The sequence below is a fragment of the Pseudoxanthomonas putridarboris genome, from assembly GCF_038321125.1.
GTDB lineage: Bacteria > Pseudomonadota > Gammaproteobacteria > Xanthomonadales > Xanthomonadaceae > Pseudoxanthomonas_A > Pseudoxanthomonas_A putridarboris.
Genome location: NZ_JBBWWT010000001.1, coordinates 262,506 through 286,929 on the forward strand (window position 1 = coordinate 262,506; position 24,424 = coordinate 286,929).

A 24,424-nucleotide genomic window follows, 5' to 3' on the forward strand; every position below is an offset into this window, starting at 1 on the left:
GTGGAGCCGGGCCTGTCGCGGCCCGGTCAGAGCATCTTCACCGTTTCGCGCAGGCCGGCCACGCAGCGGCGGCTGACTTCCAGCGGCGCCTTGCCGTGGCGCAGGATGGCCTGCACGTGGCCGTCGCCGACGCGCTTGATCTCGACCAGCTCGTGGCGGGCGACCAGGCAGTTGCGGTGGATGCGCACGAAGCGGCCGTTGAATTCCTCTTCCAGCGACTTCAGCGATTCCTCGATCAGGTCCTCGCCGCGCGCATGGTGGACCACCACGTATTTTTCCTCCGCCTGCAGGTAGTGCACTTCGTCCACCGGGATCAACCGCAGGCTGCCGCGCAGGCGGGCGCACAGGTGGGTGCGCGGTTGCGCGCTGGGCGACGCCGGCGCCTGGCTTTCGCGGCCGGCGATGAAGGTGCGCGCGCGCTCCAGCGCCGCCGCCAGGCGCTCGGCGCGGATCGGTTTCATCAGGTAGTCGATGGCCGCCGCCTCGAACGCCGACAGCGCATGCGCGTCGTAGGCGGTGCAGAACACCACCGCCGGGCGCGGATCGAAGGCGGCCAGGTGGCGCGCGGCTTCCAGCCCGTCCACGCCGGGCATGGCGATGTCCAGCAGCACCATGTCCGGGCGATGTTCGGCGCAGGCCTGCAACGCGTCCAGGCCATTCTCGGCCTCGGCCACGACGTCCACACCGGCGTGTTCGGCCAGCAGCGCGCGCAGGCGCTCGCGGGCCAGAGGTTCGTCGTCGGCGATGACCACTTTCACGGCAGTTCGTCCTCGTTGAACGTTGGCGTGATCCCCCGGCGCATGGTAACCACGGCCGTGGCCGCGCGTCACCCGCCGGGGAATCTGTGTGGATTACAACGCAAAACGCCGATCCATCCAGTCACCCAGGTCACGGATTTCCTCCGCGCAGACCTGGTGCGCCATCGGATAGCGCTGCCACTGCACGTCGAAACCCAGTCCCTTCAGCGCCTGTGCGCTCTGTTCGGCATATGCCAGCGGGATCACCGGATCGCCCGTGCCATGGGCCATGAAGACCGGCTGCCGGGTGGCATCCTGCGCCAGGTGCGCCGCGGCCTTGTCGGCGCCGGGCAGATAGGTGGACAGTGCGATCAGCCCCGCCAGCGGCACCTGCCGGCGCAGGCCGGCCGCCAGCGCGATCGCGCCGCCCTGCGAGAAACCGGCCAGCAACAGGCGCTCAGGGGCGATGCCTCGCGCCTGTTCGCGCGCGATCAAGGCTTCGACCTGGACGATGGATTCCCCGATGCCGGCGCTGTCGGCGCGGGTGGGGAAATCCATGCCCACGATGTCGTACCACGCGCGCATCCGCACGCCGTTGTTGATGGTGACCGCGCGCACCGGCGCGTGCGGGAACACGAAACGCAACGCCGGCCAGCCCGGGCGCACCAGTTCCGGCACCAGCGGGGCGAAGTCGTGGCCGTCCGCGCCCAGGCCATGCAGCCACAGCACCGCCCATTGCGGCGACGGGCCGGTTTCCTGTTCAACGGTGTCGAGTACGGAAGCAGTGGCAGGAATGTCGTTCATGCCGCCATTCTCGCCGCAGACGGCCGCCGACACCAATCATCCGCCGTCGGCGGGCCGCGCGGGCAATCGGTACAGCACCGTGCGGCGCAACGCGTGCGCCTGCCCGGTGGCCTCGAAACGCCAGCGCTGCGCCACCGCCACGGCCGAGGCGTCGAACACGCCCGACGGCGTGGACGAGACCACCTGCACGTTGCGCACGCTGCCATCGGGCTGGATGGTGAAGGCGACCTCGGCCTGCCCCTCCGTGCCGGCGCGCAGGGCCGGCAACGGATAGCGCGGCGCCGCGTCCTGCAGCAGGCGCGGCGGGCGCACGGCGGCGACGCGCGCGGCCGGCACGGAAGCGGCGGGCGTCGTCGTGCGGGGCGGCCCTTCGGTCTGTACCGCGGCATTCGCGACATCGTTCGCATCTTCCGCGACGGCATGCGGCGTAGGTACGACCGAAGGAGGATCGAAAGGAACATCGGATGCCGCCGGCGAAGGCGAAGCCGCAACGACGGAAGCCTGCGCATCGACCGGCGACGCGGGCAATGCCGGCGTCGCGGCGAGTGCCGGCGCCAGGGTTTCCTCGCGCCGCGCCCGCTCGGCCAGGTCGCGCCGCGATCCCGCCAGCGTCGTGCGAAGGCGCGGCAGCGCCGGCGCCTGCGGATCGGCACGCGACAACAGTCCCAGCAGGCGGTCGGCTTCCGGCACGTCCCCACGCGCCAGCGCCTGCTCCACCGCGATCAGCAGGTACGGCTGCAATTCCACCAGCGCCGCCTGCGCACGCCCGTCCTGCCCATCCTGCGCGCGCGCCGCCAGGTAGTACTCCACGGCATTGTCGCCGCGCGGCGACACCATGCGCTGCTCGGCCAGCGCCTGCGTGGCGCGCTGGTGCAACGCCGCGGTGCCGGCCGGCTGCGATGGGGCGGATGGCGCATCCGGCACCTCGACCGCCGCGCCATCGTGCTGCGCGGGCTCTCGCGCTCCATTCCCGCAAGCCGCCAGCATCGCGAGCGACGTCGCCGCGCCCGCCACATACGCCATCCACTTCATTCCAGCATCCCCTGAAAGCGGGCGGCAGGTTACGGAGCGATGATGACCGTGATGCGTCAAAGCGCGCTTGCCGCGGCCGCCGGCGATGCGCTTGCCCGCGCGTCGTCCGCGCCACGTCCGACAAGCGTGATCGTCATCACGCTTGTCGGACACCGCGGCGCTGTAACCGCTTGCGGCGCCGGTCGGGAAGCACTTCGGGTAAAGTGCGGCGGTCAGGGGCCGATACCGCAACGTATCGCCATTTTTCGGGGCGTTTCCGGCGGATGCCCATGCACCGCGCGGCCCCGGTCCATCCGGAAACCGATCCTGGGGAAGTCGTTGCCGTGAGGCCATCCGCCGCTGCCGCCGAGCCACTCGTTCCATCGTCCGCACAGGACGCGCTGCTGGTCGTGGACCATAGCGACAATGCCGTGGTGGTCTGCGACGGCGCCGCCCTGATCACCTACGTGAACCGGGGCTTCGTGCGGATGCTGGGCTATGCGCCCGAGGAAGTCATCGGCCGCCGGCCCAGTGATTTCCTGGCGGGCCCGCACACCGACCCGGAAACGCTGGAATGGGTACGCAGCCAACTGCATTCGCAACAGGGCTACCGTACCGAATTGCTGGTCTACGCCAAGAGTGGCGTGCCGCTGTGGATCTCGGCGGTGGTCAACCCGGTCTACGACGCCGAACGCAACGTGCGGCACATCCTGGGCATCTACACCGACATCACCCACAGCAAGCTGCACGAGGAACTGCACCGCAAGGTGCTGGGCGCCATCGTGCACGAGCAGCCCATCCACGACGTGTTGACGCAGGTCTGCCGCGAAGTGGAGAAGATCATGCCGGAGGCGGTCGCCACCGTCGTCGGCCTGGACGAATACGGGCGCCTGCATCCGCTGGCCGCGCCCAGCCTGCCCGACAGCATCGCGTCGGTGATCGAGGGCGAACTGGCCGGCCCGATGGTCGGCGCCTGCGGCAGCGCGGCGTGGAGCGGACAGGCCGTGTTGAGCACGGACATCGAGCGCGATCCGCGCTGGCAGGCGTACAAGGCGCCTTTCCTCAAGCTGGGCATCCGCGCCTGCTGGTCCAGCCCGATCAAGGCGAGCGACGGGCACGTGCTGGGCACCTTCGCGCTGTACTACTGGGAAAGCCGCGCGCCGGACGAATTCCACCAGCGCGTGGTGGACGTCTGCCTGCACCTGTGCGCGCTGGCGCTGGAGCGCGAACGCACGCGGGCGCACATGCACCAGCTGTCGTTCTACGACACCCTGACCGGCCTGCCCAACCGCCTGCTGTTCAACAGCAGGACCGAGCAGATGCTGCTGGCGGCCGCGCGCCGCGAAAGCACGGCGGCGGTGCTGTTCATCGACATCGACCGCTTCAAGATCGTCAACGACACCCAGGGCCATGCCGCCGGCGACGCGCTGCTGCGCGAACTGGCCAAGCGGCTGGGCGCCGAACTGAGCGAGGTGGACGTGGTGGCGCGGCTGGCCGGCGACGAGTTCGTCATCGCCGTGCCGGACTGCAGCGCCGAGGAAGCCGCCAACCTGGCGGAACGCCTGATGGCGCGCCTGGCGCAACCGGTCAACGCCGGCCGGATGATGCTGTCGCCGCAGGCCAGCGCGGGCGTGGCGATGTTCCCCAGCGACGGCTGGGACGTGGATTCGCTGGTGCGCCATGCCGACATCGCCATGTATCGCGCCAAGTCCGAGGGTGGCGCGCGCATCGTGTTCTACAGCCTGGAGATGAACCAGGCCATGCAGGAACGCCTGGCGCTGGAATCCGCCCTGCGCGAAGCCGTGCGCAGCGGCCAGTTGCGCCTGCACTACCAGCCGCAGGTGGAGATGGACCGCGACATGCGCCTGCACGGCGTGGAAGCCCTGCTGCGCTGGCGCCACCCGGAGATCGGCGAGATCTCGCCGTCCACCTTCATCCCGATGGCGGAGGAATGCGGGCTGATCGACGAACTCGGCCGCTGGACGCTGGAGGAAGCCTGCACGCAGATGGCCGACTGGCGCCGGCGCGGCATCCCGGTGCCGCGCGTCTCGGTCAACCTGTCGGCGATCAACTTCGAGCAGCAGGACCTGCCCGCCTTCATCGGCAACGTGCTGGGCAAGTGCGGCCTGGCGCCGGAAGAACTGATGGTGGAAGTGACCGAGAGCGTGATGCTGGCGCAGAAACCGGAAGTGCTGGCCAACATCGATGCGATCCACCGGATGGGCGTGCCGCTCTCGATCGACGATTTCGGCACCGGCTATTCCAGCCTGAGCCATCTGCACCGCCTGCCGATCAGCGAACTGAAGCTGGACATGAGCTTCGTGCGCGACCTGGAGCACAGCGCCTCCGCCCGCTCGCTGACCACGTCCATCCTGCGCATCGGCGAAAGCCTGTCGCTGAAGGTGGTGGCCGAAGGCGTGGAGAACGAAGCCCAGCGCGCCGTGCTGGCCGGGCTCAACTGCGCGGTGCTGCAGGGCTACTTCGTCTCGCGCCCGCTGTCGCCGCACTCGCTGGAGCGCTGGATCAGCCTGCAGGACACCGGCGACTGACCCGGCATGCGCCTCCGTCGCGGCCGCGGGTCCAGGCCCTGGCCGTACTATCCGCCTTGCCGCCCCACCGCTCGCGTGATGAAGTAATGGCATGGACGTCGTGATCTACCACAACCCGGCCTGCGGCACGTCGCGCAACGCACTGGCGCTGATCCGCCACGCCGGCGTCGAACCGAGGGTGATCGAATACCTGCACCAGCCGCCCTCGCGCGAGCGGCTGCGCGAATTGATCCGGCAGTCCGGCCTGGGCGTGCGCCAGGCGATCCGGCAGAAAGAGGCGTCCTACCTGTCGCTGGGCCTGGACGATCCCGGCCTGGACGATGAAGCGCTGCTGGACGCGATGCTGCGCGAGCCGATCCTGATCAACCGGCCGTTCGTGCAGACGCCGATGGGCACGCGGCTGTGCCGTCCCTCGGAAGTCGTGCTGGACATCCTGCCACCGGTGACGCGCCCGTTCGCCAAGGAAGACGGCGAAGTGGTCATCGACGCAACCGGCCGGCGCGTACGTTGAAAGCGCCTCTCAGGCCGGCGCGACGGCCGCCGGCGCATCCAGCAGGAAGGCCAGCGCCTGTCCGCACGGTTCCGCCACGCGGAACCGCAACAGGTCGTCGCCGCGCGTGCGGCCCAGGTTGACCGCCGCCACCGGCTTGCCTTCGCGCACGGCCGCCTGCACGAAGCGGAAACCGGAATAGACCATCAGCGAGGAGCCCACCACCAGCATCGCGTCGGCCCGCTGCAGGTGGTCCATCGCGGTGTCGACGCGCTCGCGCGGCACGCTTTCGCCGAAGAACACCACATCCGGCTTGAGCAGGCCGCCGCACGCAATGCAGTCGGGCACGTCGAACGCACTGAAGTCGCGGCCTTCCAGGTCGGCGTCGCCATCCGGTGCGGTGGCCGCCGCCAGCCCGGCCCAGTCGGGATTGCGCTGCGCCAGCCGCGCCTGCAGTTCGGCCCGCGGCGTGCGCGCTTCGCAGGCCATGCAGCGCACCACGTCCAGCCGACCGTGCAGGTCGATCACCGCGCCGCTGCCGGCCGCCTGGTGCAGGCGGTCCACGTTCTGCGTCAGCAGCAGCTCGCATCGTCCGCTCGCCTCCAACCGCGCCAGCGCGTGGTGCGCGCCATTGGGCCGCGCCTGCCCGATGCGCGGCCAGCCGACCAGGCTGCGCGCCCAGTAACGCTGGCGGGTGGCGGGCTCGCCCATGAAGGCCTGGAAGGTCACCGGTTGCGCCCGCTTCCAGCCGCCGTCCTCGTCGCGGTAGTCCGGTATGCCGGAATCGGTGCTGCACCCCGCCCCGGTCAGCACGAACAGGCGACGGTGCGTCGCGATGAATTCCACCAGTCGTTCGTCGGTCATGGACAGAGCATAGTCCAGTGCGCCGCGGCCCACGATGCGACCACGGCGTACCCGGAAGCCGCCGAGGTCATCCGTATCCTGCGGTCACATCAGGGCTTGGGGCCGGGACAATAGCCTCTCAGGTAATCCATGTGCGCGGGCAATTGCCTGACGGTGTTGTCCACATTCGCACGGATGTCATCGAGGAAGCGCGCCAGGTCGGGCTCGCTCATCACGTCGGCGGTGGGATGGTACTGCTTCGGCACCACGCCCTGGCCCATCATCACCTGGATCCACGAATTCTCGGCGAACAGTTCGTCGGGCACGCGGAAGACGTGGCCGGTCTCGCGGAACAGTTCTATCCGGTGCTTCAGCGTCGGCGGGATGTCCATGTTGGCGATCGCGCGCCAATAGGGCGTGTCGCGGCGGTTGGTGAGGTGGTAGTGGAGGACGACGAAATCCCGCACGTGCTGGAGTTCGGAATCGAGCTGGGCGTTGTACTGGTCGATGTCGGGCTGCGCGATGACCTGCGGGAACATCCGCAGCAGGTGGACGATGCCGCGCTGGATCAGGTGGATCGTGGTCGATTCCAGCGGCTCGATGAAGCTGCCGGCAAGGCCCAGCGCCACGCAGTTCTTGTGCCAGCATTTCAGGCGCTGGCCGGGGCGGAACCGGATCGGCCATGGATCCTTGATCACCTCGCCTTCCAGGCTGGACAGGAATTCCTGCTTGGCCTCGTCGTCGCCGATGTAGCGGCTGGAATAGACGATGCCGTTGCCGACGCGGTGCTGCAGCGGGATGCGCCACTGCCAGCCGGCCGTGCCCGCGATCGCGCGCGTGTAGGGCACCGCGTCGCGCACGGCCGTGGTCTGGGTGGCCAGCGCGCTGTCGTTGAACAGCCAGTGCGACCAGTCCTCGAAGCCGATGTTGAGCGTCTTGCCGATCAGCAGCGCGCGGAAGCCGGTGCAGTCGATGAACAGGTCGCCTTCTATCGTCGAGCCGTCCGCCAGCTTCAGCGCCGTGATGTAGCCCGATTCCAGGTCGGTCGCCACTTCGACGATCTTGCCTTCGACGCGCCGCACGCCATGGCCCGCGCTGAGGGTACGCAGGAACCTGGCGTACAGGCTCGCGTCCATGTGGTACGCATAGTTGATGCCGCCGCGCGGCAGGTGCGCGAAACGGTCCTGGAGCGAAGCCTTCAGTTCCACGCAGTAGTCTTCATAGCCGCTGGCGATCCCCAGCTCGCGGCCGCGCAACCAGAAGTGCTGGAATCCGGCCGACCAGTGGTCCTTGCCGGACGTGCCGAACGAGTGGATGTAGCGGTGGCCGACGTCGAGCCAGTTCTCGAACGAGATGCCGAGCTTGATCGTGCCCTGCACGGCGGCCATGAACTCCTGCTCCTTGATCTCGAGCAGGCGGTGGAAGGTCACCAGGGTGGGAATGGTCGCCTCGCCGACGCCGACCGTGCCGATCTCCTCCGATTCGACCAGGGTGATGTCCAGCACCTTGCCGAGTATCCGCGACAGGGCCGCCGCGGCCATCCAGCCCGCGGTGCCGCCGCCGGCGATGACCACGCGCTTGATCGGTTTCTGTCGGATGTCGCTGGCGTCATTCGTCACGTCGGGTTTCCTCAGCGGTTCAGTCGTTGCAGCAGGCGCGCGCGCAGGCTGCGCGCCTTGGTTTCGTCGAGCGGCGACAGCACGCGGCGCGCGTCCTCGGGAATGTGGCCGGCGGTGGCCTCGCCCGGCTGGAAGACATAGTGGCGGAACACGTCCTCCCAGACCGCGCGCTGTTCCGGCGGCAGGTCGCGCACGGTCATGATGGCCAGCATCAGCGCGTTCATCGGCGTGTCCATCCACGCCGGGGTCCGCCGCCACCAATAGTTGACCAGCACGTTGAAGGTCTCCAGCGCCTCCATGTGGTGCCACCACATGCTGGGGATGAACACCGCGTCGCCAGGTTCCAGTTCCGCCGTCTGTGCGTGTTCCAGCGCCTGCGCGAAATTCGGGAAGCGCTGGTAGTCGGGCGCGGAGAAATCCACCAGGCTGATCGGCTGTCCCGCCGGCGTGTAGTCGAGCGGCCCGATGTACAGGTTGGACAATTGCTGCGGCGGGAACAGCGTGACCCGGCGGCGGCCCGCCACCACGCAGGCGAGGTTGTCCGGCACGTCCTGGTGCGCGGCGATGCGCGTGCGATTGCCGATCCAGATGCTGGCCAGCGGTTCCCTGCCGCCCCAGGCGAGATGGTTCTCGGCCTGAAAACCAGGCAGCCAGGTGTCGATGGTGGTGGAGCCGATATAGATCGTGGGCGGGTTACCGTCCTGCGCGTACTTGAGCAGCGTGTTCAGCGCCACGCCCAGCGGTACTTTCTCCTGGCGGAAATTGAAACCGCTCAGGTCCGCGTTGTAGAAGAACCGCCCTCCGATCTCCGGCGGGCCGACCATGGCCGCCACCGGCGGCGCCCCTTGGCGCTCGAAGCGGCGCAGATAGGCGACGGCGGCCTGCGCCGATGCGCGGCCCGCCTGCGCCATCGGCCATCGGGCGACCACGCCCCGCAGCACCACCGGCTCGGTGGACAGCAGCACATCCTCCGGCAGCGCCCGCGGATCGACGTCCGCCCGTTCCCCGATCTGCCTAATGGCCGGCGACACGGCGGCGGTTCATCCGTTCGATCAGGTCGCGGAAACGCGACACCGAAGCGACCGCCATGTACACCGGTTCCAGGTGCCCGTCGCGGTGCAGTTGTTCCAGCGCGGCGCCGTCCAGCGCGCGCAGGCGATCCTCGTTGATGGTGTAGAAGCCGACGAGCCGGTTCAACGAGCCGTCGTCCAGTTCCACGTCGAGCGCGAACGACTCCAGCAGCTCGTGCCGCAGCAGCGCGTCGACGAAGGCGGGAACGCGCTCCAGTCCGTTGTGCAGGCTCAGCAGGACCGAGGTGATGCGATCCATGAACTCCGTGGTGCCGCCCTGCTCGCGGAACAGCGGCTCGCCGCTGTCGGTACCGACGCGCGGATTGTCGAGGTCGATGTGGACCATCAGTTCCTCGCCGTCCCGGCCGATCAGGAACGGCTGGCGCTCGATCGCCAATGGCAGGTAGGTCGCATCCCATCGCCCGTCGTCCAGGAACAGGTTGCTCCCTTCCTGGAAGCCGAACAGCGCGACCGGCTGGAAGGCGCCTTCGGCGGTCTTGCGGAAGACGATCGGGTACTGCGCCTGCACGTTGCGGAACTCGGCCGGGAAGGTCAACGCGAACATCACGTCGTCGCCCAGCGCGGCGGTGCGGCCGGTGTCGATGCGCAGGTCCTTGTGGTCGATGTTGTTGAGCAAAGCGTGGTTGGCCATGGAATTCCCGGGTTCAGGGGAGGTGCCGAGAGACACCGTCCTCTACGTTATCTCAAGTCGCCGGTCCGCACATGCCCGGACCGGCTGCCGCTAGATGCGCGGCATGCCGCGCGTCCTGACGTGATCGAGCATCTCGCGATGCCCCGGCAACGCCGCCAGCATCTTGCGCGTCAGTTCGGCGGCCTCGCGGAAGTAGTCTTCGGCGCGCCGGGCATCGTCCATGCGCCGCGTCGCGGGCCGCTCGTCCGGGCGGAACCCCATGCCGTACAGGATGTACTGGTAGCTGGCCGACGGGAACACTTCCTCCACGCGGTACAGGTCGTAGCGCGACGGCGGCTGGTGGCGCCAGAGTTCCATCAGCTCGCGCAGCCGGTCCGGGATCGTCTCCGGGCGGCAGTTGTCCCGCCAGTAGTCGGTGTCCGTGCGCCGGGTCAGCACGTAATGCAGCTTGAGGAAATCGACCACCCGTTCCCAGCGGTACTCGAACGCATCGTTGAAGCGGCCGGCGACGATGTCCATGGCCGCGCGCGTGGCCGGCATCTGGTCGCTCAGCATGCCGGCCGCCAGTTCGACCAGCACCAGCGACGAGGCCTCCAGCGGCTCCATGAAGCCGCTCGCCAGGCCGATGGCCACGCAGTTGCGATGCCACGACCTGCGCCGGAAGCCGGGGCGGATGGTGATCTTCGGCAGCGTGTAGACGTCCTGCTCGCGTCCGCCGGTGGCCACCACGTAGCGACGCAGTTCCTCGGCCGCGGCCTCGTCGGTGGTGTGCGTGCTCGAGTAGACGTGCCCGACCCCGCGCCGGGTCTGCAGGCCGATGTCCCAGATCCAACCGCTGCTCTGCGCGGTGGAGATCGTCTGGCAGGCGATCTCCACGGTGGGATCGGCATAGGGCACCTGCAGCGCGATGGCGCGGTCGTTGAACAGCACGTGCTTCTGCGAGTCGATCTCGATCCCGTAGTGTTGGCCGATCAGCAGCGCGCGCATGCCGGTGCAGTCGACGAACAGGTCGCCGGCGATGGCACCGTGTTCGCGGGTCTGCAGCGAGGCGATGTCGCCGTTGTCGTGCGTGTTGACCCCGGTCATGTGGTCGGACACGTGGCGCACGCCCAGCCGCTCGACGCAATGCTTGCGCATGAAGGTGCCGAGCTTGCCGGCATCGAGGTGGTAGGCGTAGTTGGCCACGGCGGCCCATTCGGGCGTGGAGAACTGCTTGGGCGCCTTGCCGGCCTCGCACAGGTGCGGCTGGAAGCTCACCAGCTTGCCGAACGGCACCTCGCTGCGCTCCATCCAGCCGGCGACCACGTTCGTCTCCAGGTAGCCCTGCGGCAGCACGAACGGGTGGTAGTAATAGTCGTCGTCGCGGTCCTCGGTCCAGCGCGCGAACTTCGAGCCCTGCTTGAAGGCGCCGTCGCATTCGCGGAGGAAGTCGGTCTCGGCGACCCCGGTCCTGCGCAGCGTATCGCGCATGGTGGGCCATGTCCCCTCGCCCACGCCGACGGTGGCCACGTCCGGCGATTCGATCAGCGTCACCTTGAGGCCGGACCCGCCGGCGGCGTCATGATCGGCCGCCAGCACCGCCGCGGTCAGCCAGCCGGCCGAACCGCCCCCCAGGATCACGACATGCTTTATGGCTTCACTCAATCGACCATCCCTCCGGACATGCTGCATGCGATCGTCGGCCAGGGGATTGCAGGACGAAGCCGCCGTTGCCGGCGGCTTCGCGACTGCCTGCGGAGTTGCCCGCTACGCAGCTCCCCTGACGCTTCCGATCACTTGAAGTTATACCGGAACCCGAGCATGTAGCGTGGCCCGTTCTGGGTCGCGTACAGCAATTGGTTGACGTGGCGGCCATGGATGCGCTGCGTCTCGTCGGTGAGGTTGATGCCCTCGAACTGGATCGAGAACTGGTCGCTCACCTGGTAGCCGATGCTCAGGTCGAACTGGCCGTATGCCTCGGTGTAGTTGGGGTTCGGGATGCCCGAGCCATCGAATGCGCCGGACAGGAACTTGTCGCGCCAATTGTAGGCCGCGCGTATCTGCCAGGGCCCCTTGTCGTAGAACGCCACCAGGTTGGCCGAATCGCTCAGGCCCAGCAATGCGAACTGCCCGCCCAGCGCGTAGTTGTCGTAGTTCAGGTTCGGACTGTCGACGATGGTGTAGTTGGCGGCCAGGCCGAAGCCGCTTTCGCCGAACACATGCTGGATGTTGATTTCCCAGCCGTCCAGGGTGGAGGATCCGGTATTGGCCGGCGTGGTGATGCGGAACTCGGCGAGCGGGTCGTCCGGCTGGCCGACAATGGTGCCGTCGGCGGCGTTCACGCCCGGCTGGCCGTCGAAATTGGCGAAGATGTAGTCGCGTATGCAGACCACGTCCACCGCCGTACAGCCGCTGGACAGCGCCGCGTTCCAGTAGGCGCCGCCTACCGGCGTGCGCAAGTTGAACGGCGTGGTGCCATCGCTGCCGCCCACGTCGATGATCTGCGTGGTGCCGATGTAGTTGTCGATGTTCTTGCGGAAGTAGCCGACCGAGAAATAGCTCGACTCGCCGTAGTACCACTCGAACGAAAGGTCGAAGTTGTCAGACACCAACGGTTCGAGCTGCGGGTTGCCCAGCGAGCCGGTACCGCCATCCACGCGCACGATGCGGTCCAGGGTCTGGCCGCCCTGCGTGTCCGCCCAGCCGGGCCGACCGATGGTGCGGCCGTAGCTGCCCCTCAAGAGCATGCCGTCGGTGAGCTCGACGCTGACGTCCAGGTTCGGCAGCCAGTAATCGTACTTGCCCCGCAAGGTGCCGAATGCCGAGCCGTCGAAGACGAGATTGAGCTCGTTCGCGGCGCCCCAGGAAATGGCGGACGCGACGGGCACAAGCGCCGAGGAAGTGATCTCCGTGTCCTCGTAGCGCACGCCCACGGCCAGGTTCACCGGCATCGACCAGTTCCAGCTCGTACTCCATTGCAGGTAGGCGCCCTTCGATTTCTCGGTCGTGCGGATGTCCCGCTCGAACACGTCCGGCGCGCGGTACCAGTCGTCGCGACCCGTCAACTCCGCCGCACGGTTGCGCAGCCGGTCGAAATCGAACAGCAGGAAGCGGTCGGTGAACTGCGAACTGTTATGGCCGGAGAAGGCGTCGAAATAGCGCCCCATGTTGTCGGCGAACCAGATGTCGTCGGCATAGTCGTCCGGCGTGCCGACGCCGCCCCAGGTGTCGCGCTGCATGAATCCGTAGGCGGTCCGGTTCTGCACTTCCGTCGAGGACACACCGAAGTCCAACCCGGAATAGTCGCCGAACTCGAATCGTCCGCTGATCTGGGCCTGTTCGATCTCCGATCTCGTGTAGGCATTCTGGAATACCGAGCCGGTGACCAGCGCCTGCGAAGGCGCTACTTGCGACACGCCAGGCGGCAGCGCCACGGTCAGCACGGGGAAGTCACGACTGAAATCCGCCGTGGTGTCGCCGCGGACGAATGCCGATGCGCCCAGTACACCCGCCGAGCCCCACGGGCTGTCGGGACGGGTTTCCGCCGAGGAATCGTGGTAGTCGAATGTCAGGCTGAGCGAATCGTTGACTTCCCATTCCACGTTGAAGCCCAGCGACTTGTTCTCGTTCTTGTTGGCCAGGCGCATGCCGCCCATCGAGAGGTCGCTGTCCGCCGAGGGAATCGTTTCGGAGTAGATGATCGGCGCGGCCACCGGGCCATCGGTCCACGAACTGACCGAAGGACCGTAGTTGAACCACACCGACAATTCGTTGCGCTGCTGCTGGATCTTGTTTTCCGAATAGGTGTAGTCCAGCGTCGCCTTGACCCGGTCCGTCGGCGCGTACTGCAGCGTTATCTGCCCGTTGGTACGCTGGCGCTGCACGCCGTTGACGCTGTAGTTCAGGTTTTGCGGCACCGAATAGATGTCGTTGGGACCGGGCCGGTTGATGATGTCCTCCGAACCCGGATCCCCCGGCTGCGGGATCGTGCCCCAGTCGTTCTCATCGCCGCGGAACGGACGCCAGCCGCCGGGAACCGAGACTTGGCTGTATCCGAAATCGCGCTCCTGGTAGCTGCCGCTCAGCGCGATGCCTAACTTGCCGTCGGCGTAGGTCTGGCTGAAGATGCCCGACAACTCGCCGGTGAAATCCTTGCCCTGCAGCGAATCGGGGAGATTGCCGTTCGAAGTGTCGTGGACCGTCTTCAAGCCGACATTGGCCACCGGGCCGGAATCCAGCGGGCGCGCCGTCTTGATGTTGATCGTCGCGCCGATGCCGCCCGGGGGCGTACTGGCACGGCTGGTCTTGTAGACATCCACGCCGGAGATCGATTCCGAAGCCAGGTTGGCGAAATCGAAGGCCCTTGAGTTGGAAACCCCCGCACCGCTCGAGTTGCTCGACGCCGGCATCTGCCGGCCGTTCAACAGCACCAGGTTGAAGTCGGGGCCGACGCCGCGCACGGTGACGCGCGAACCTTCGCCCAGCGAGCGGTCGATCGACACGCCGCTGATGCGTTGCAGCGATTCGGCCAGGTTGGTGTCGGGGAACTTGCCGATGTCCTCGGCCACGATGCCGTCCACGATGCCCTGCGCATCGCGCTTGATGTTCATCGACGACTGCAGGCTCGCCCGGATGCCTGTCACCACGATCGTGTCCAGTTCGGTGGGATCGGCCTCGGTCGCACTCGCGGGCGCGGTTTCGGCCTGCTGGGCATCCTGCGCCCACGCCGGTCCCGCCAGGGCCAGCAGCAGCGCAGACGTCAGGACTCGCTTCTTCGGAATGGACTGCACTTGCTTCATGGATATTCCCTCCCCGGAATTTCACTGGATGACGTGATGCATTTCAGACGCGACGTCACGTGCCGCCTCTCACATTGGGCCGCATTGGACGCCCGATTGACAGCGTTGTCAACTTTTCCGGCCTGGGCGATCAATATTGAAAAAACGGCTTGTTTTCAGCGCTTTTATCGATGCTGCGGCGCAACTGAAATCGTTTTCTCGACTTCGCCCCGGGAAATTTTTTTGGAAGGAAAGCGGCGACCGGCGACGTCGTCGACGGCTTGTCGATGAACTGCCGGATCATCGAGTCGACGATGTTAGCGCTACCTATCGACGGACGAAGGCGCGTGCGCGATGACCGCGTCGCCTGCGCGACACAATGCATCGTCTCGGCAGGAAGGAAATGCCGCGCGCGTGGCGCGTCAGCGACGCGTCGGCGGCTGCGTGGATTCGCGGAACAGCACTTCGTGCTCGACGCGCACCATGTCGCCAGCGCCCTGCGAGCGGATGCGCGCAAGCAGTTCGACGGTGGCGAGCCGGCCCATCTCCGATGTCGGCTGGCGCACCGTGGTGAGCGCGGGATAGATGTGGCGCGCGATCGGCGTATCGTCGAAACCGCAGACGGACACGTCGTGCGGCACGGCCAGTCCGCGCTGGCAGGCGGCGCGGATGACGCCCGCGGCCATGTCGTCGTTGGCCGCGAAGATCGCGGTGGGCGGCCGCGGCAGGTCCAGCAACTGGTTGCCGGCCTCTATCCCGGACTCGAACGAGAACGCGCCCTGCGCGACCAGCCCGGGATCGTAGTCGATGCCCGCCTGGCGCAAGGCGTCCTTGTAGCCCTTGAACCGCCACTGGCAGGCGCCGTGGGCCGGCGGGCCCTTGATGTGGCCGATGCGGCGATGGCCCCGCGCGACCAGGCCCTGCATCAGTTCGAGCACGGCGGCCGTCTCGTCCATCATCACGCCGATGCGGCCCTGCGGGTGCTTGGGCGCGATGCAGGCGAAAGGCACCTCGTGCTCGTCCAGGAAGTCCAGCACGCTGGCGTCGTCGGTCAGCGGGGGAATCAGGACGACGCCGTCCGGCGCGAAGTGTTCGAAGACCACCTTCAGGTCGTCGGTCTTGCGCTGCCTGGGACTGCCCACCGGCGCCAGCACCAGGTTGTAATGGCTGTCGCGGCAGGCGTCGAGCATGCCGCTCTGGATCTCCATCAGGTAATTGCGCGACGGATTGTTGTAGACCAGCGCGACGACGTACGAGCGCTGGCCGGCCAGGCTCCGCGCCGACAGGTTGGGTCGGTATTTCAGCTTCTCCACCGCGCGCATGACGCGCTGGCGCATCTCGTCCCGCACGTTGGGCTCGTTGTTAAGCACGCGCGAGACCGTCTTCATCGACACACCCGCCGCGGCAGCCACATCCTCGATACGACTACGCATAGTGCACTTCCTGCTCCAGACCCGATCCACCCGGCGGGATGACGCGACAGATTCTGACAGCGCCGCGCGTGGTTTTGTAGCGACGACCCTGCCCCGCCGCGGACGACGAGGCAACGATGCCGGGCCGATGGACCGGACCGAAGGGCGACCGGCCGCCCTTCGGTTGCGCAACGCGCATGCTGCAAGGCAGCACATCATCGCACGCGGATCGCTCATCATCGGAAGCGACGTCGAATCCGCCTTGCTGTCCACGGCAAGTTTGACATCACTGCCGGGCGATTGTATGACAGCGCTGTCAAGCAATCCTTCCCGCATGTGGGCACGACGTCGCCGGCTTCCGCGACGCTTGCCCGATCAGAACGAGGTTCGCCGATGAAGCACCGCTCTCTCTTCGCCACCGCCACCCTGGGTGCGTTGCTGGCCGGCATCGCGCCGGCCCACGGCCAGCAAGGCACCCGGGAGGCATCCACGGATCCCGGTCGATCGGTGAGCATCTTCACCACCGCGCAAGGCACGAACCAGCGACTGAGCGACAGCGGCCAGGTGCTGCTGCAGCCAGGCCATCCATTGACCGAAGCGGAGAACTCGATCTTCGTGAACCCCGGCAAGCGTTTCCAGCCGCTGCTGGGCATCGGCGGTTCCATCACCGATGCCAGCGCGGAGGTGTTCGCCAAGCTTGCGCCGGCCGAGCAGGAAGAACTGCTGAAGGCCTACTACGACCCGCGCGACGGCATCGGCTACACGTTGCTCCGCACCACCATCCACAGTTCCGACTTCAGCTCCGCCAGCTATACCTACATCGAGGAAGGCGACAAGGCGCTGTCCACCTTCTCCATCGACCACGACCGCAAGCTGCGCATTCCGCTGATCAAGCGCGCCATCGAGGCGGCCGGCGGCTCGTTGACGACGTACGCCAGCCCGTGGAGCGCGCCCGCCTTCATGAAGACCAACCGGCACATGCTGCGCGGCGGCTCGCTGCTGCCCGAGTACGCCGATGCCTGGGCGCGCTACTACGCCAAGTTCATCCAGGACTATGAGGCCGAAGGCATCCCGATCTGGGGCATCACCGTGCAGAACGAACCGATGGCCACGCAGACCTGGGAGTCGATGCTGTACACGGCCGAGGAAGAGCGCGACTTCCTGAAGAACCATCTCGGCCCCACCATGCACCGCGCCGGCTACGCCGACAGGAAGATCATCGTGTGGGACCACAATCGCGACATGATGGTGCACCGCGCGCGGGTGATCTTCGACGATCCCGAAGCCTCGCGGTACGCCTGGGGCATGGGCTTCCACTGGTACGAGACCTGGGCCGGCGGCGAGCCGATGTTCGGCAACGTCGCCGCGGTGGCGCAGGCCTACCCGGACAAGCACCTGCTGCTGACGGAAGCCACGGTGGAGAAGTTCGACCCCGCCCGCTACCAGCACTGGCCGAACGCCGAGCGCTACGGCACCGCCATCATCAACGACCTCAACAATGGCGCGGAGGGCTGGACCGACTGGAACATCCTGCTCGACCAGCAGGGCGGCCCGAACCACGTGGGCAACTTCTGCTTCTCGCCCATCCACGGCGACACCACGACGGGCGAACTGATCTATACGCCCAGCTACTATTACATCGGCCATTTCTCCAAGTTCATCCGTCCCGACGCCCGCCGCGTCAGCGCGGTCAGCAGCCGCAGCAACCTGCTGACCACCGCGTTCGTCAACCCGGACAACCGGCTAGCCACGGTCGTGATGAACCCCACCGACCAGGACATCACCTACAACTTCTACGTCGGCGACCAGTCCGCCAGGGTCACCATTCCCGCGCGCGCCATCCAGACCCTGCTGCACTGAGCGCCGGAGCGGACCGTGAAAGGATCCCTTGCGGTAACCGCGGTCCTCTTCGCCGGCATGTGGCTGGCATGCTCTCCCGCGCTGGCGCAACAGGCGCCGTTCGCGTGGCCGGACGGCAGGAAGGCCGCCGTCAGCCTGGCCTACGACGACGCGCTGGACTCGCAACTGGACAATGCGATCCCGGCCCTGGACCGGCACGGATTGAAGGGCAGCTTCTACCTGCAACTGTCGCGCGACCCGGTCCGCCTGCGGCTGGAAGAATGGCGCGGCGCGGCCCGCAACGGCCACGAACTCGGCAACCATACGCTGTTCCACCAGTGTGCCGGCTCGCTGCCGGATCGCGACTGGGTGGAGCCGCAACGCGATCTCGATACCACGTCCGCCGCGCAGATGAAGGACCAGGTATTGCTGGCGAACGTCATGCTGACCGCGATCGACGGCCAACGCGAACGCACCATGACCGTGCCGTGCGGCGACGCGGTGGCGCGGGACGGGAACTACATCGGCCTGGTGGCGCCCGAGTTCGTCGCGATCAAGCTGGGCAATGCCACGGTCGTGGAGGACATGCGCACGCTCGACCTGCACGCGGTGCCGGTGGAAGTGCCGGTCGACGCCACCGGCCGGCAGCTCATCGCCCAGGTCGAAGCGGCGGCCAGGCAGGGCACGATGGTCAACTTCACCTTCCATGGCATCGGCGGCGACTACCTGGCCGTTTCCGACGAAGCCCACGAGGAACTGCTGCAATACCTCGCCGCCCACCAGGACACCTACTGGGTGGATACCTTCCTCAACCTCATGCGCTACGTGCGCGACCGGCGGACGGACGAGGGCGCTCGGCCCTGATCCGTGCGCCGGCGCCCGCCATCAGGGCGAGTCGATCGCCCGGACGGCCGGCAAGCTGTCCGGCCGACGCATCCAGCCGCCTGTCATTCGCCGGGCGGGAAGTCGGCGCCGAGCGAGACGTCCGCCCAGCGCGCCAGCTCCGACTGGCGCGCGCCCAGGTTTTCGCCGACCTGCTTGAAGCCGCTCGTGCCCAGCACCAGCCGGCGCGGCGGCGCGTCCGAGGCGACCACGCGCATGATGGCGGCGGCGGCCCGGGCCGGATCTCCCGCCTGCCTGCCGTTGCGCTGCGCCAACGCTTCGCGCATCGCGCCCGCGCTCGCCTGGTAATCGTCGATGCGCGTCTCCGCGCGCACCATCGAGCTGCCGGCCCAGTTGGTGCGGAACGGTCCGGGCTCGATGGCGATGACGCGGATGCCCAGGTGCGCGACTTCCTGCGCCAGCGAATCGGTCAGGCCTTCCAACGCATGCTTGCTGGCGTTGTAGAGGCCGATGCCGGGATAGGCCAGCAATCCGCCCACCGACGTGATGTTGACGATGTGCCCGGACCGTCGCGCGCGCATGCCGGGCAGCACGGCCTTGATCAGGGCCAGCGCGCCGAAGAAATTGACGTCGAACTGGTGCCGTGCCTGCGCCAGGCTGGTTTCTTCCACCGCGCCTTCGAGGCCATAGCCGGCGTTGTTCACCAGCACGTCGATGGCGCCGTACTTCGCAACGGTTTCCTCGACCGCCTGCTGTACCGCGTGCTCGTCGGTCACGTCGAGCAGGACGCCGTGGGCCAGGGAAGGGGCGAGCGCGTCGAACGCGGCCCGCTGCGCTTCGTTGCGCAGGGTGCCGACGACGCGGTTGTCGCCCGCTAATACCTGCGCGGCCAGCTCGCGCCCGAAACCGCTGCTGACGCCAGTGATGAACCACGTCTGGGGGACGGACATGATGCGCTCCTTTCGATGCTTGATGGATGGGAGCCACTTTAGGGCGCGGCATCGCGATTGATAACGGCGCAGCGACCGCAAGGGCTTTCAACCGACGCTTCACAATGGCGTGCCGAAGGGTTGGGACCCTGTGCCTTCTCGTGCGATGCGGTCGTCGGACGGGCTCGATGGGAGGGTCAGACCATGCCGCCGTTGGCGCGCAGCACCTGGCCGTTGATCCATCCGCCATCGGGGCCGACGAGGAAGGAGACCGCCGCCGCGATGTCCTCCGGGGTGCCGAGCCGTTCGAGCGGGTTCATTTTCGACATGCGCTCGATCAGTTCGGGCGACTTGCCGTCGAGGAACAGGGCGGTGGCGGTCGGGCCGGGAGCGACGGCGTTGACGGTGATCGAGCGGCCACGCAGTTCCTTGGACATGATGGCGGTCATCACCTCCACCGCTGCCTTGGTCGCGGAATAGACGCCGTAGGTTTCGAGCCGCAACCCGACGACGCTGGTCGAGAAGTTGACGATGCGTCCGCCGTCGCGCAGGCGGCGGGCCGCTTCGCGCAAGGTGTTGAACGTGCCCTTGAGGTTGACCGCGACCTGGCTGTCGAACAGCGCATCGTCGCTCTCGGCCAGGGTCGCCAGCTTCATGATGCCGGCGTTGTTGACCAGCACATCGACCCCGCCATACGCGGCCTCCGCGGCGTCGAACATCCGCGCGACGGCGCCGGCGTCGCTGACGTCCGCTTTCGCCGTGACCGCGCGGCCGCCCGCTTTTTCGATCGCTTCGGCCAGGGTTTCGGCTTCGGCGATGCCGCCCGCATAGTTGATCACGACGTTGAAGCCGTCGCGGCCCAGTCGCCGGGCGATGGCGGCGCCGATGCCACGCGAGGCACCGGTGACGATGGCTACTTTTCCTGCGTTAGTGCTCATGTTTTTTCTCCGGTAGATGCCGCCAGAAGCAGCGGGCAGGCGAACTATGGGCGCCGGAAAAAGAAAGATAATCGGCCCTCGATTGCCATCACTGTTCCGTCAGAACGAACAGTCGAGGCGGCTCCTTGCATGCCGGCCCCACCCTCTGGCGAAGCCGGGCGGACCGACAGCTTCCGCGTCCTTCATGCAATGCGGCCTCGAATGACCGCTCCGGAACACGCCGGAATTCCGGTACCGGAACGGGAAGCGTGGTATCGCCGCGCGCCGAGACAGCCGGCCGCCTTGTGTTTGCATCGCCGCTTCTCCGCATTCATGGCCGCCGATCCGCGCAGCGCTGCCATTGCCGGGGTGTTTCGCAGCGCGGGAATCGAAGAGTGAAATCCTGCGCTCTCGTGCCCGAGCCCTAAGAGCCTGTTCACGATCTCGAGCGGCGCGGCCGGCTCGAGCAGCGCGGCCGGTATTCGAGAAAAAGACCCGTCATTCCGGCGCAAGCCGGAACCCAGCGACTTTCATTGAGTCGGCGCGAGCATTCCGAAGAGCCAAAGACACTGGGTTCCGGCTTGCGCCGGAATGACGAACTCACTTTTTCGAGATCGTGAACAGGTCCTAACGTTTTTTATACGTTGCTGCACATGCACATCACACAGGCGCGCATAAGGTTGACCGCATGAAAGATGCAGACGCCGACAGAATTCCCCCTGCTCCGGATGCGGATTGGGCCCTGTTCCTCGACGTCGACGGCACGCTGACCCATCATGTCGACACGCCCGACGCCGTCGTACTCGGCGAACAGGTGCGGCCTGCCCTGCAGCGACTCGATGCCATGCTGGAGGGCGCCGTCGCGCTGGTGACAGGACGCAGCCTCGAGGCGCTCGACGCGTTGCTGGATCCGCTGAGGATGCGCCACGTCGCCGGGCTGCATGGCCTGGAATACCGTCCCGCCGGCACGCCGGGCTCCGGGGCCGCCCCGATTCCGCACCGCTTCGTCCAGGCCGCCCGTGAGCTGGCGGCGCGCCACGACGGCGCTCATGTCGAAGCGCATGGCGCCTGCCTGTACCTGCACTGGCGCGCCGCGCCCGCTGCCAGCGGGCCGATGACCCGCCTGGCCGAGGACATCGCGGCCGGGCTGGCCACGCATCGGCTGCATCGCGGCGCGCACGGCATCGAGATACGCCCGCGCGGGATGGACAAGGGCCTCGCGATCCGGCGCTTCATGGCAATGCCGCCGTTCGCGGGGCGCACGCCGGTGTTCGCCGGCGACGATCCCGCCGACGAACCCGGGTTCGCGGTGGTCAACGAGATGGGAGGCATCAGCGTGTGCGTCGGTGCACGGCGTCCTAGCCTGGCCCGGTTCGCACTGGCGGACGCCGGCGCGGTGCTGGACTGGCTCGCCCTGCATCAGGCGCACGCCGTCAATTGAGGAGAAGGAACGTGGGCAGGTTGTTCGTCGTATCCAATCGAGTGGCGCATCCGGGCGATGTCCAGGTCGGCGGCCTGGCCACCGCGCTGCGCGCCGTGTTGCGGCAGCAGCGCGGCGTATGGATGGGCTGGAGCGGAGCGTTCGGCGAAGGCCCCCCGCACGTCCACATCGGCGATGGCATCCGCTACCACACCATCGATATCCCGGAGCAGGAATTCGATGCGTATTACCACCAGTTCGCCAACCGGACGCTCTGGCCGCTGCTGCACTACCGGGTCGACCTGATGCACTACGAGCGCGAAGCGCACGAAGGCTACCTGAAGGTCAATGCGCGTTTCGCGGAGGAACTGGCGCGCGAGCTGCGCGGCGACGACCGGGTCTGGGTCCACGACTACCACTTGATCCCCCTGGCGCACGCGTTGCGCCGGCGCGGCGTCGGCCAACGGATGGGCTTCTTCCTGCACATTCCCTGGCCGTCGTGGGACGTGCTCTCGATGCTGCCCGGGCACCGGGAACTGCTGATGCAGTTGGCCGAATACGACCTGGTCGGCCTGCAGACCCAGGCCGACGTGGACAACCTGCGCCGTTGCTTCGAGGGGATCGGACTGGATGCTCCGCGCTGCGCGCTGGATGCCTTTCCCATCGGCATCGATACCGAGGCGGTGGCGCACGCGGCGGCGGCCCCGAAGGCGCTCGAGGCGGCGCGGGAGCTGCGCCGCAGCCTGTCGGGGCGGAAGCTCGCCATCGGCGTGGATCGCCTGGACTACTCCAAGGGCCTGCCCGAACGCTTCCGCGCGCTCGCCCGGCACCTGGAACGCGACGGGCACCAGCAGCCCGAGCTGACCTACCTGCAGATCGCGCCGCCGACGCGTGAGGTCGTACCCGAGTACCAGGCACTGCGCGACGAACTGGAGCGCCTGGCCGGACACATCAACGGCCGCCACGCGCGACCCGACTGGACGCCGATCCGCTACATCAACCACAGCTATCCCCACGCGATGCTGACGGGGTTCTACCGGGCCGCCGACCTGGCCCTGGTGACGCCCCTGCGCGACGGCATGAACCTGGTGGCGAAGGAGTACGTCGCCGCGCAGGACCCGTCCGATCCCGGCGTGCTCGTGCTCTCGCACTTCGCCGGCGCCGCCAACGAGCTGTGCGAGGCCCTGCTGGTGAATCCGCACGATATCGAAGAGACCGCCGACGGCCTGCGCCTGGCTGTCGCGATGCCGCGCCACGAGCGGCAGGAACGCTGGGCGGCGATGATGGAACGGCTGCGGGAGAATGGCATCCACGCGTGGACGGCGCGCTTCCTGCAGCGCCTGCACGACACCGGCCGCCCGGAAGCCCCCGGCGGGAGCGACAGCGACGACGCGTTCCCGCCCTATCCGGCCGTACCCAGGCGCAATGGCCTCGAACTCGCGCGGCCGGTGGCGACCGACCGGAGGGTGCCATGAGGATCGCGCAGATCGCCCCCCTGTTCGAATCCGTGCCGCCGCGCCTGTACGGAGGCACCGAGCGGATCGTGTCCTACCTCACCGAAGCGCTGGTCGCGCGCGGGCACCACGTCACGCTGTTCGCGTCCGGCGATTCGGTCACCTCGGCGAACCTGACCAGTTTCCGCGACACCGCGCTGCGGCTGGACCCGGCGCCACTGAAGTCGCCGGTGGCCGCGCACCTGTCCATGCTCCAGGGCATCCGCGAACGCGCGGCCGAATTCGACGTGCTGCACTTCCATATCGACCTGCTGCCGCTGCCGCTGTTCGCCGACGTCGCGCACAAGTGCGTGCACACGCTGCACGGCCGGCAGGACAAGCAGGACCTGCCGCAGGTCTATCGCCGGTGGTCCGGCTACCCCCTGGTGTCGATCTCCGACCGCCAGCGCCGGCCGATGCCGTGGGCGAACTGGTGGCGGACCATCCCGCACGGGATGCCGCTGGACCTGCTGACGCCACCGGCGCTGCCCCACGGCGACTATCTCGCCTTCCTGGGCCGAATCTCCCCCGAGAAGGGTCCCGACCGCGCCATCGAGATCGCGCGCCGGTCCGGCTTGCCGTTGAAGGTGGCGGCCAAGGTGGGCGAGGCGGACGAGCGCTATTTCCGCGAAACCATCGAACCGATGCTGGCCTCGGCGGACGTCGAGGTCGAGTTCGTCGGCGAGATCGGCGATGCGGAGAAACCCGGCTTCCTCGGCAACGCCGCCGCGCTGCTGTTCCCGATCGACTGGCCCGAGCCGTTCGGCCTGGTGATGATCGAGGCCATGGCCTGCGGCACGCCGGTGGTGGCCTGGCGCGAAGGGTCGGTGCCGGAGGTCGTCGACGACGGCGTCACCGGCTTCGTCGTCGATTCGATCGAAAGAGCCGTCGATGCCGTGCGCGAAGCGCGCGCCCTGGACCGGCATGCCGTGCGCCGACGCTTCGAGGAACGCTTCGGCGCGGATCGGATGGCCGCCGACTATGAAGCCCTGTACATCCGGATGGTGGAGGGTAAGCCGCAGCGGATGAAAGCCTGAGC

21 protein-coding genes are annotated in these 24,424 nt (G+C 67.6%); 8 read left to right on the top strand and 13 right to left on the bottom strand.

Features of this window, described 5'->3' with window-relative positions:
- Positions 1-26: 26 nt before the first annotated feature.
- The 3 genes from AAD027_RS01215 to AAD027_RS01225 form a co-directional block, all read right to left on the bottom strand.
- The gene (locus tag AAD027_RS01215) at positions 27-758 is read right to left on the bottom strand and encodes a LytR/AlgR family response regulator transcription factor (protein ID WP_341724193.1); all 732 of its coding nucleotides are present in this window, start codon (positions 756-758) and stop codon (positions 27-29) included.
- A 93-nt stretch (positions 759-851) separates the two neighbouring features.
- Positions 852-1,541, bottom strand: coding sequence for an alpha/beta hydrolase (locus AAD027_RS01220; RefSeq protein ID WP_341724194.1), 690 nt, complete (start codon positions 1,539-1,541; stop codon positions 852-854).
- 36 nt (positions 1,542-1,577) lie between these two features.
- Positions 1,578-2,573 (bottom strand): TonB family protein, encoded by a 996-nt coding sequence (locus AAD027_RS01225; RefSeq protein WP_341724195.1) that lies wholly within the window; start codon positions 2,571-2,573, stop codon positions 1,578-1,580.
- Positions 2,574-2,896: 323 nt separating this feature from the next.
- Here AAD027_RS01225 and AAD027_RS01230 point away from each other — a divergent pair, with 323 nt between their 5' ends.
- Entirely contained in the window at positions 2,897-5,101 is a 2,205-nt protein-coding gene (locus tag AAD027_RS01230) for a sensor domain-containing protein (RefSeq protein ID WP_341724196.1), read from the top strand.
- 91 nt (positions 5,102-5,192) lie between these two features.
- Positions 5,193-5,612 (top strand): arsenate reductase (glutaredoxin), encoded by a 420-nt coding sequence (arsC, locus tag AAD027_RS01235; protein ID WP_341724197.1) that lies wholly within the window; start codon positions 5,193-5,195, stop codon positions 5,610-5,612.
- A 9-nt stretch (positions 5,613-5,621) separates the two neighbouring features.
- Here arsC and AAD027_RS01240 read toward each other — a convergent pair whose 3' ends face one another.
- From AAD027_RS01240 to AAD027_RS01275, 8 genes are all read right to left on the bottom strand, one after another.
- A complete protein-coding gene (locus tag AAD027_RS01240) occupies positions 5,622-6,455 on the bottom strand; it encodes an NAD-dependent protein deacetylase (RefSeq protein WP_425605364.1) in 834 nt (277 codons plus the stop codon).
- An 89-nt stretch (positions 6,456-6,544) separates the two neighbouring features.
- Complete coding sequence (locus AAD027_RS01245) at positions 6,545-8,068, bottom strand: tryptophan halogenase family protein (RefSeq protein ID WP_425605381.1); 1,524 nt, start codon at positions 8,066-8,068, stop codon at positions 6,545-6,547.
- Entirely contained in the window at positions 8,065-9,084 is a 1,020-nt protein-coding gene (locus AAD027_RS01250; RefSeq protein ID WP_341724199.1) for a cupin-like domain-containing protein, read from the bottom strand. Before AAD027_RS01250 ends, AAD027_RS01245 begins: the two co-directional genes overlap by 4 nt.
- Positions 9,068-9,775, bottom strand: coding sequence for a SapC family protein (locus AAD027_RS01255; RefSeq protein WP_341724200.1), 708 nt, complete (start codon positions 9,773-9,775; stop codon positions 9,068-9,070). The genes AAD027_RS01250 and AAD027_RS01255 overlap by 17 nt, the downstream gene beginning before the upstream one ends.
- A gap of 90 nt (positions 9,776-9,865) precedes the next feature.
- On the bottom strand, positions 9,866-11,419 hold the full coding sequence (locus tag AAD027_RS01260; protein ID WP_341724201.1) for a tryptophan halogenase family protein: 1,554 nt from the start codon (positions 11,417-11,419) through the stop codon (positions 9,866-9,868).
- Positions 11,420-11,547: 128 nt separating this feature from the next.
- Positions 11,548-14,553, bottom strand: coding sequence for a TonB-dependent receptor (locus AAD027_RS01265; protein ID WP_341724202.1), 3,006 nt, complete (start codon positions 14,551-14,553; stop codon positions 11,548-11,550).
- A 130-nt stretch (positions 14,554-14,683) separates the two neighbouring features.
- Positions 14,684-14,836 carry a hypothetical protein gene (locus tag AAD027_RS01270; RefSeq protein WP_341724203.1) on the bottom strand — a complete coding sequence of 51 codons (153 nt, stop codon included), beginning with the start codon at positions 14,834-14,836 and terminating at the stop codon, positions 14,684-14,686.
- Between the two features lie 118 nt (positions 14,837-14,954).
- On the bottom strand, positions 14,955-15,965 hold the full coding sequence (locus tag AAD027_RS01275) for a LacI family DNA-binding transcriptional regulator (RefSeq protein ID WP_341724204.1): 1,011 nt from the start codon (positions 15,963-15,965) through the stop codon (positions 14,955-14,957).
- A 372-nt stretch (positions 15,966-16,337) separates the two neighbouring features.
- Here AAD027_RS01275 and AAD027_RS01280 point away from each other — a divergent pair, with 372 nt between their 5' ends.
- Positions 16,338-17,804, top strand: a complete 1,467-nt coding sequence (locus AAD027_RS01280; protein WP_341724205.1) for a glycoside hydrolase family 30 protein — start codon at positions 16,338-16,340, stop codon at positions 17,802-17,804.
- A gap of 15 nt (positions 17,805-17,819) precedes the next feature.
- On the top strand, positions 17,820-18,647 hold the full coding sequence (locus AAD027_RS01285) for a polysaccharide deacetylase family protein (protein WP_341724206.1): 828 nt from the start codon (positions 17,820-17,822) through the stop codon (positions 18,645-18,647).
- 83 nt (positions 18,648-18,730) lie between these two features.
- Here the strand turns inward: AAD027_RS01285 and AAD027_RS01290 are convergent, their stop codons facing one another.
- Complete coding sequence (locus AAD027_RS01290; RefSeq protein WP_341724207.1) at positions 18,731-19,576, bottom strand: oxidoreductase; 846 nt, start codon at positions 19,574-19,576, stop codon at positions 18,731-18,733.
- 176 nt (positions 19,577-19,752) lie between these two features.
- Complete coding sequence (locus tag AAD027_RS01295; RefSeq protein ID WP_341724208.1) at positions 19,753-20,493, bottom strand: SDR family oxidoreductase; 741 nt, start codon at positions 20,491-20,493, stop codon at positions 19,753-19,755.
- Between the two features lie 201 nt (positions 20,494-20,694).
- On the opposite strand from AAD027_RS01295, the gene AAD027_RS01300 reads away from it, so the two are divergent.
- From AAD027_RS01300 to AAD027_RS01315, 4 genes are all read left to right on the top strand, one after another.
- A complete protein-coding gene (locus AAD027_RS01300) occupies positions 20,695-20,871 on the top strand; it encodes a hypothetical protein (protein ID WP_341724209.1) in 177 nt (58 codons plus the stop codon).
- 289 nt (positions 20,872-21,160) lie between these two features.
- Positions 21,161-21,913, top strand: coding sequence for a trehalose-phosphatase (gene otsB, locus AAD027_RS01305; protein WP_341724210.1), 753 nt, complete (start codon positions 21,161-21,163; stop codon positions 21,911-21,913).
- Between the two features lie 11 nt (positions 21,914-21,924).
- Positions 21,925-23,367 (top strand): alpha,alpha-trehalose-phosphate synthase (UDP-forming), encoded by a 1,443-nt coding sequence (locus AAD027_RS01310; protein WP_425605365.1) that lies wholly within the window; start codon positions 21,925-21,927, stop codon positions 23,365-23,367.
- Positions 23,364-24,422, top strand: coding sequence for a glycosyltransferase family 4 protein (locus AAD027_RS01315; RefSeq protein WP_341724211.1), 1,059 nt, complete (start codon positions 23,364-23,366; stop codon positions 24,420-24,422). Before AAD027_RS01310 ends, AAD027_RS01315 begins: the two co-directional genes overlap by 4 nt.
- Positions 24,423-24,424 lie beyond the last annotated feature (2 nt).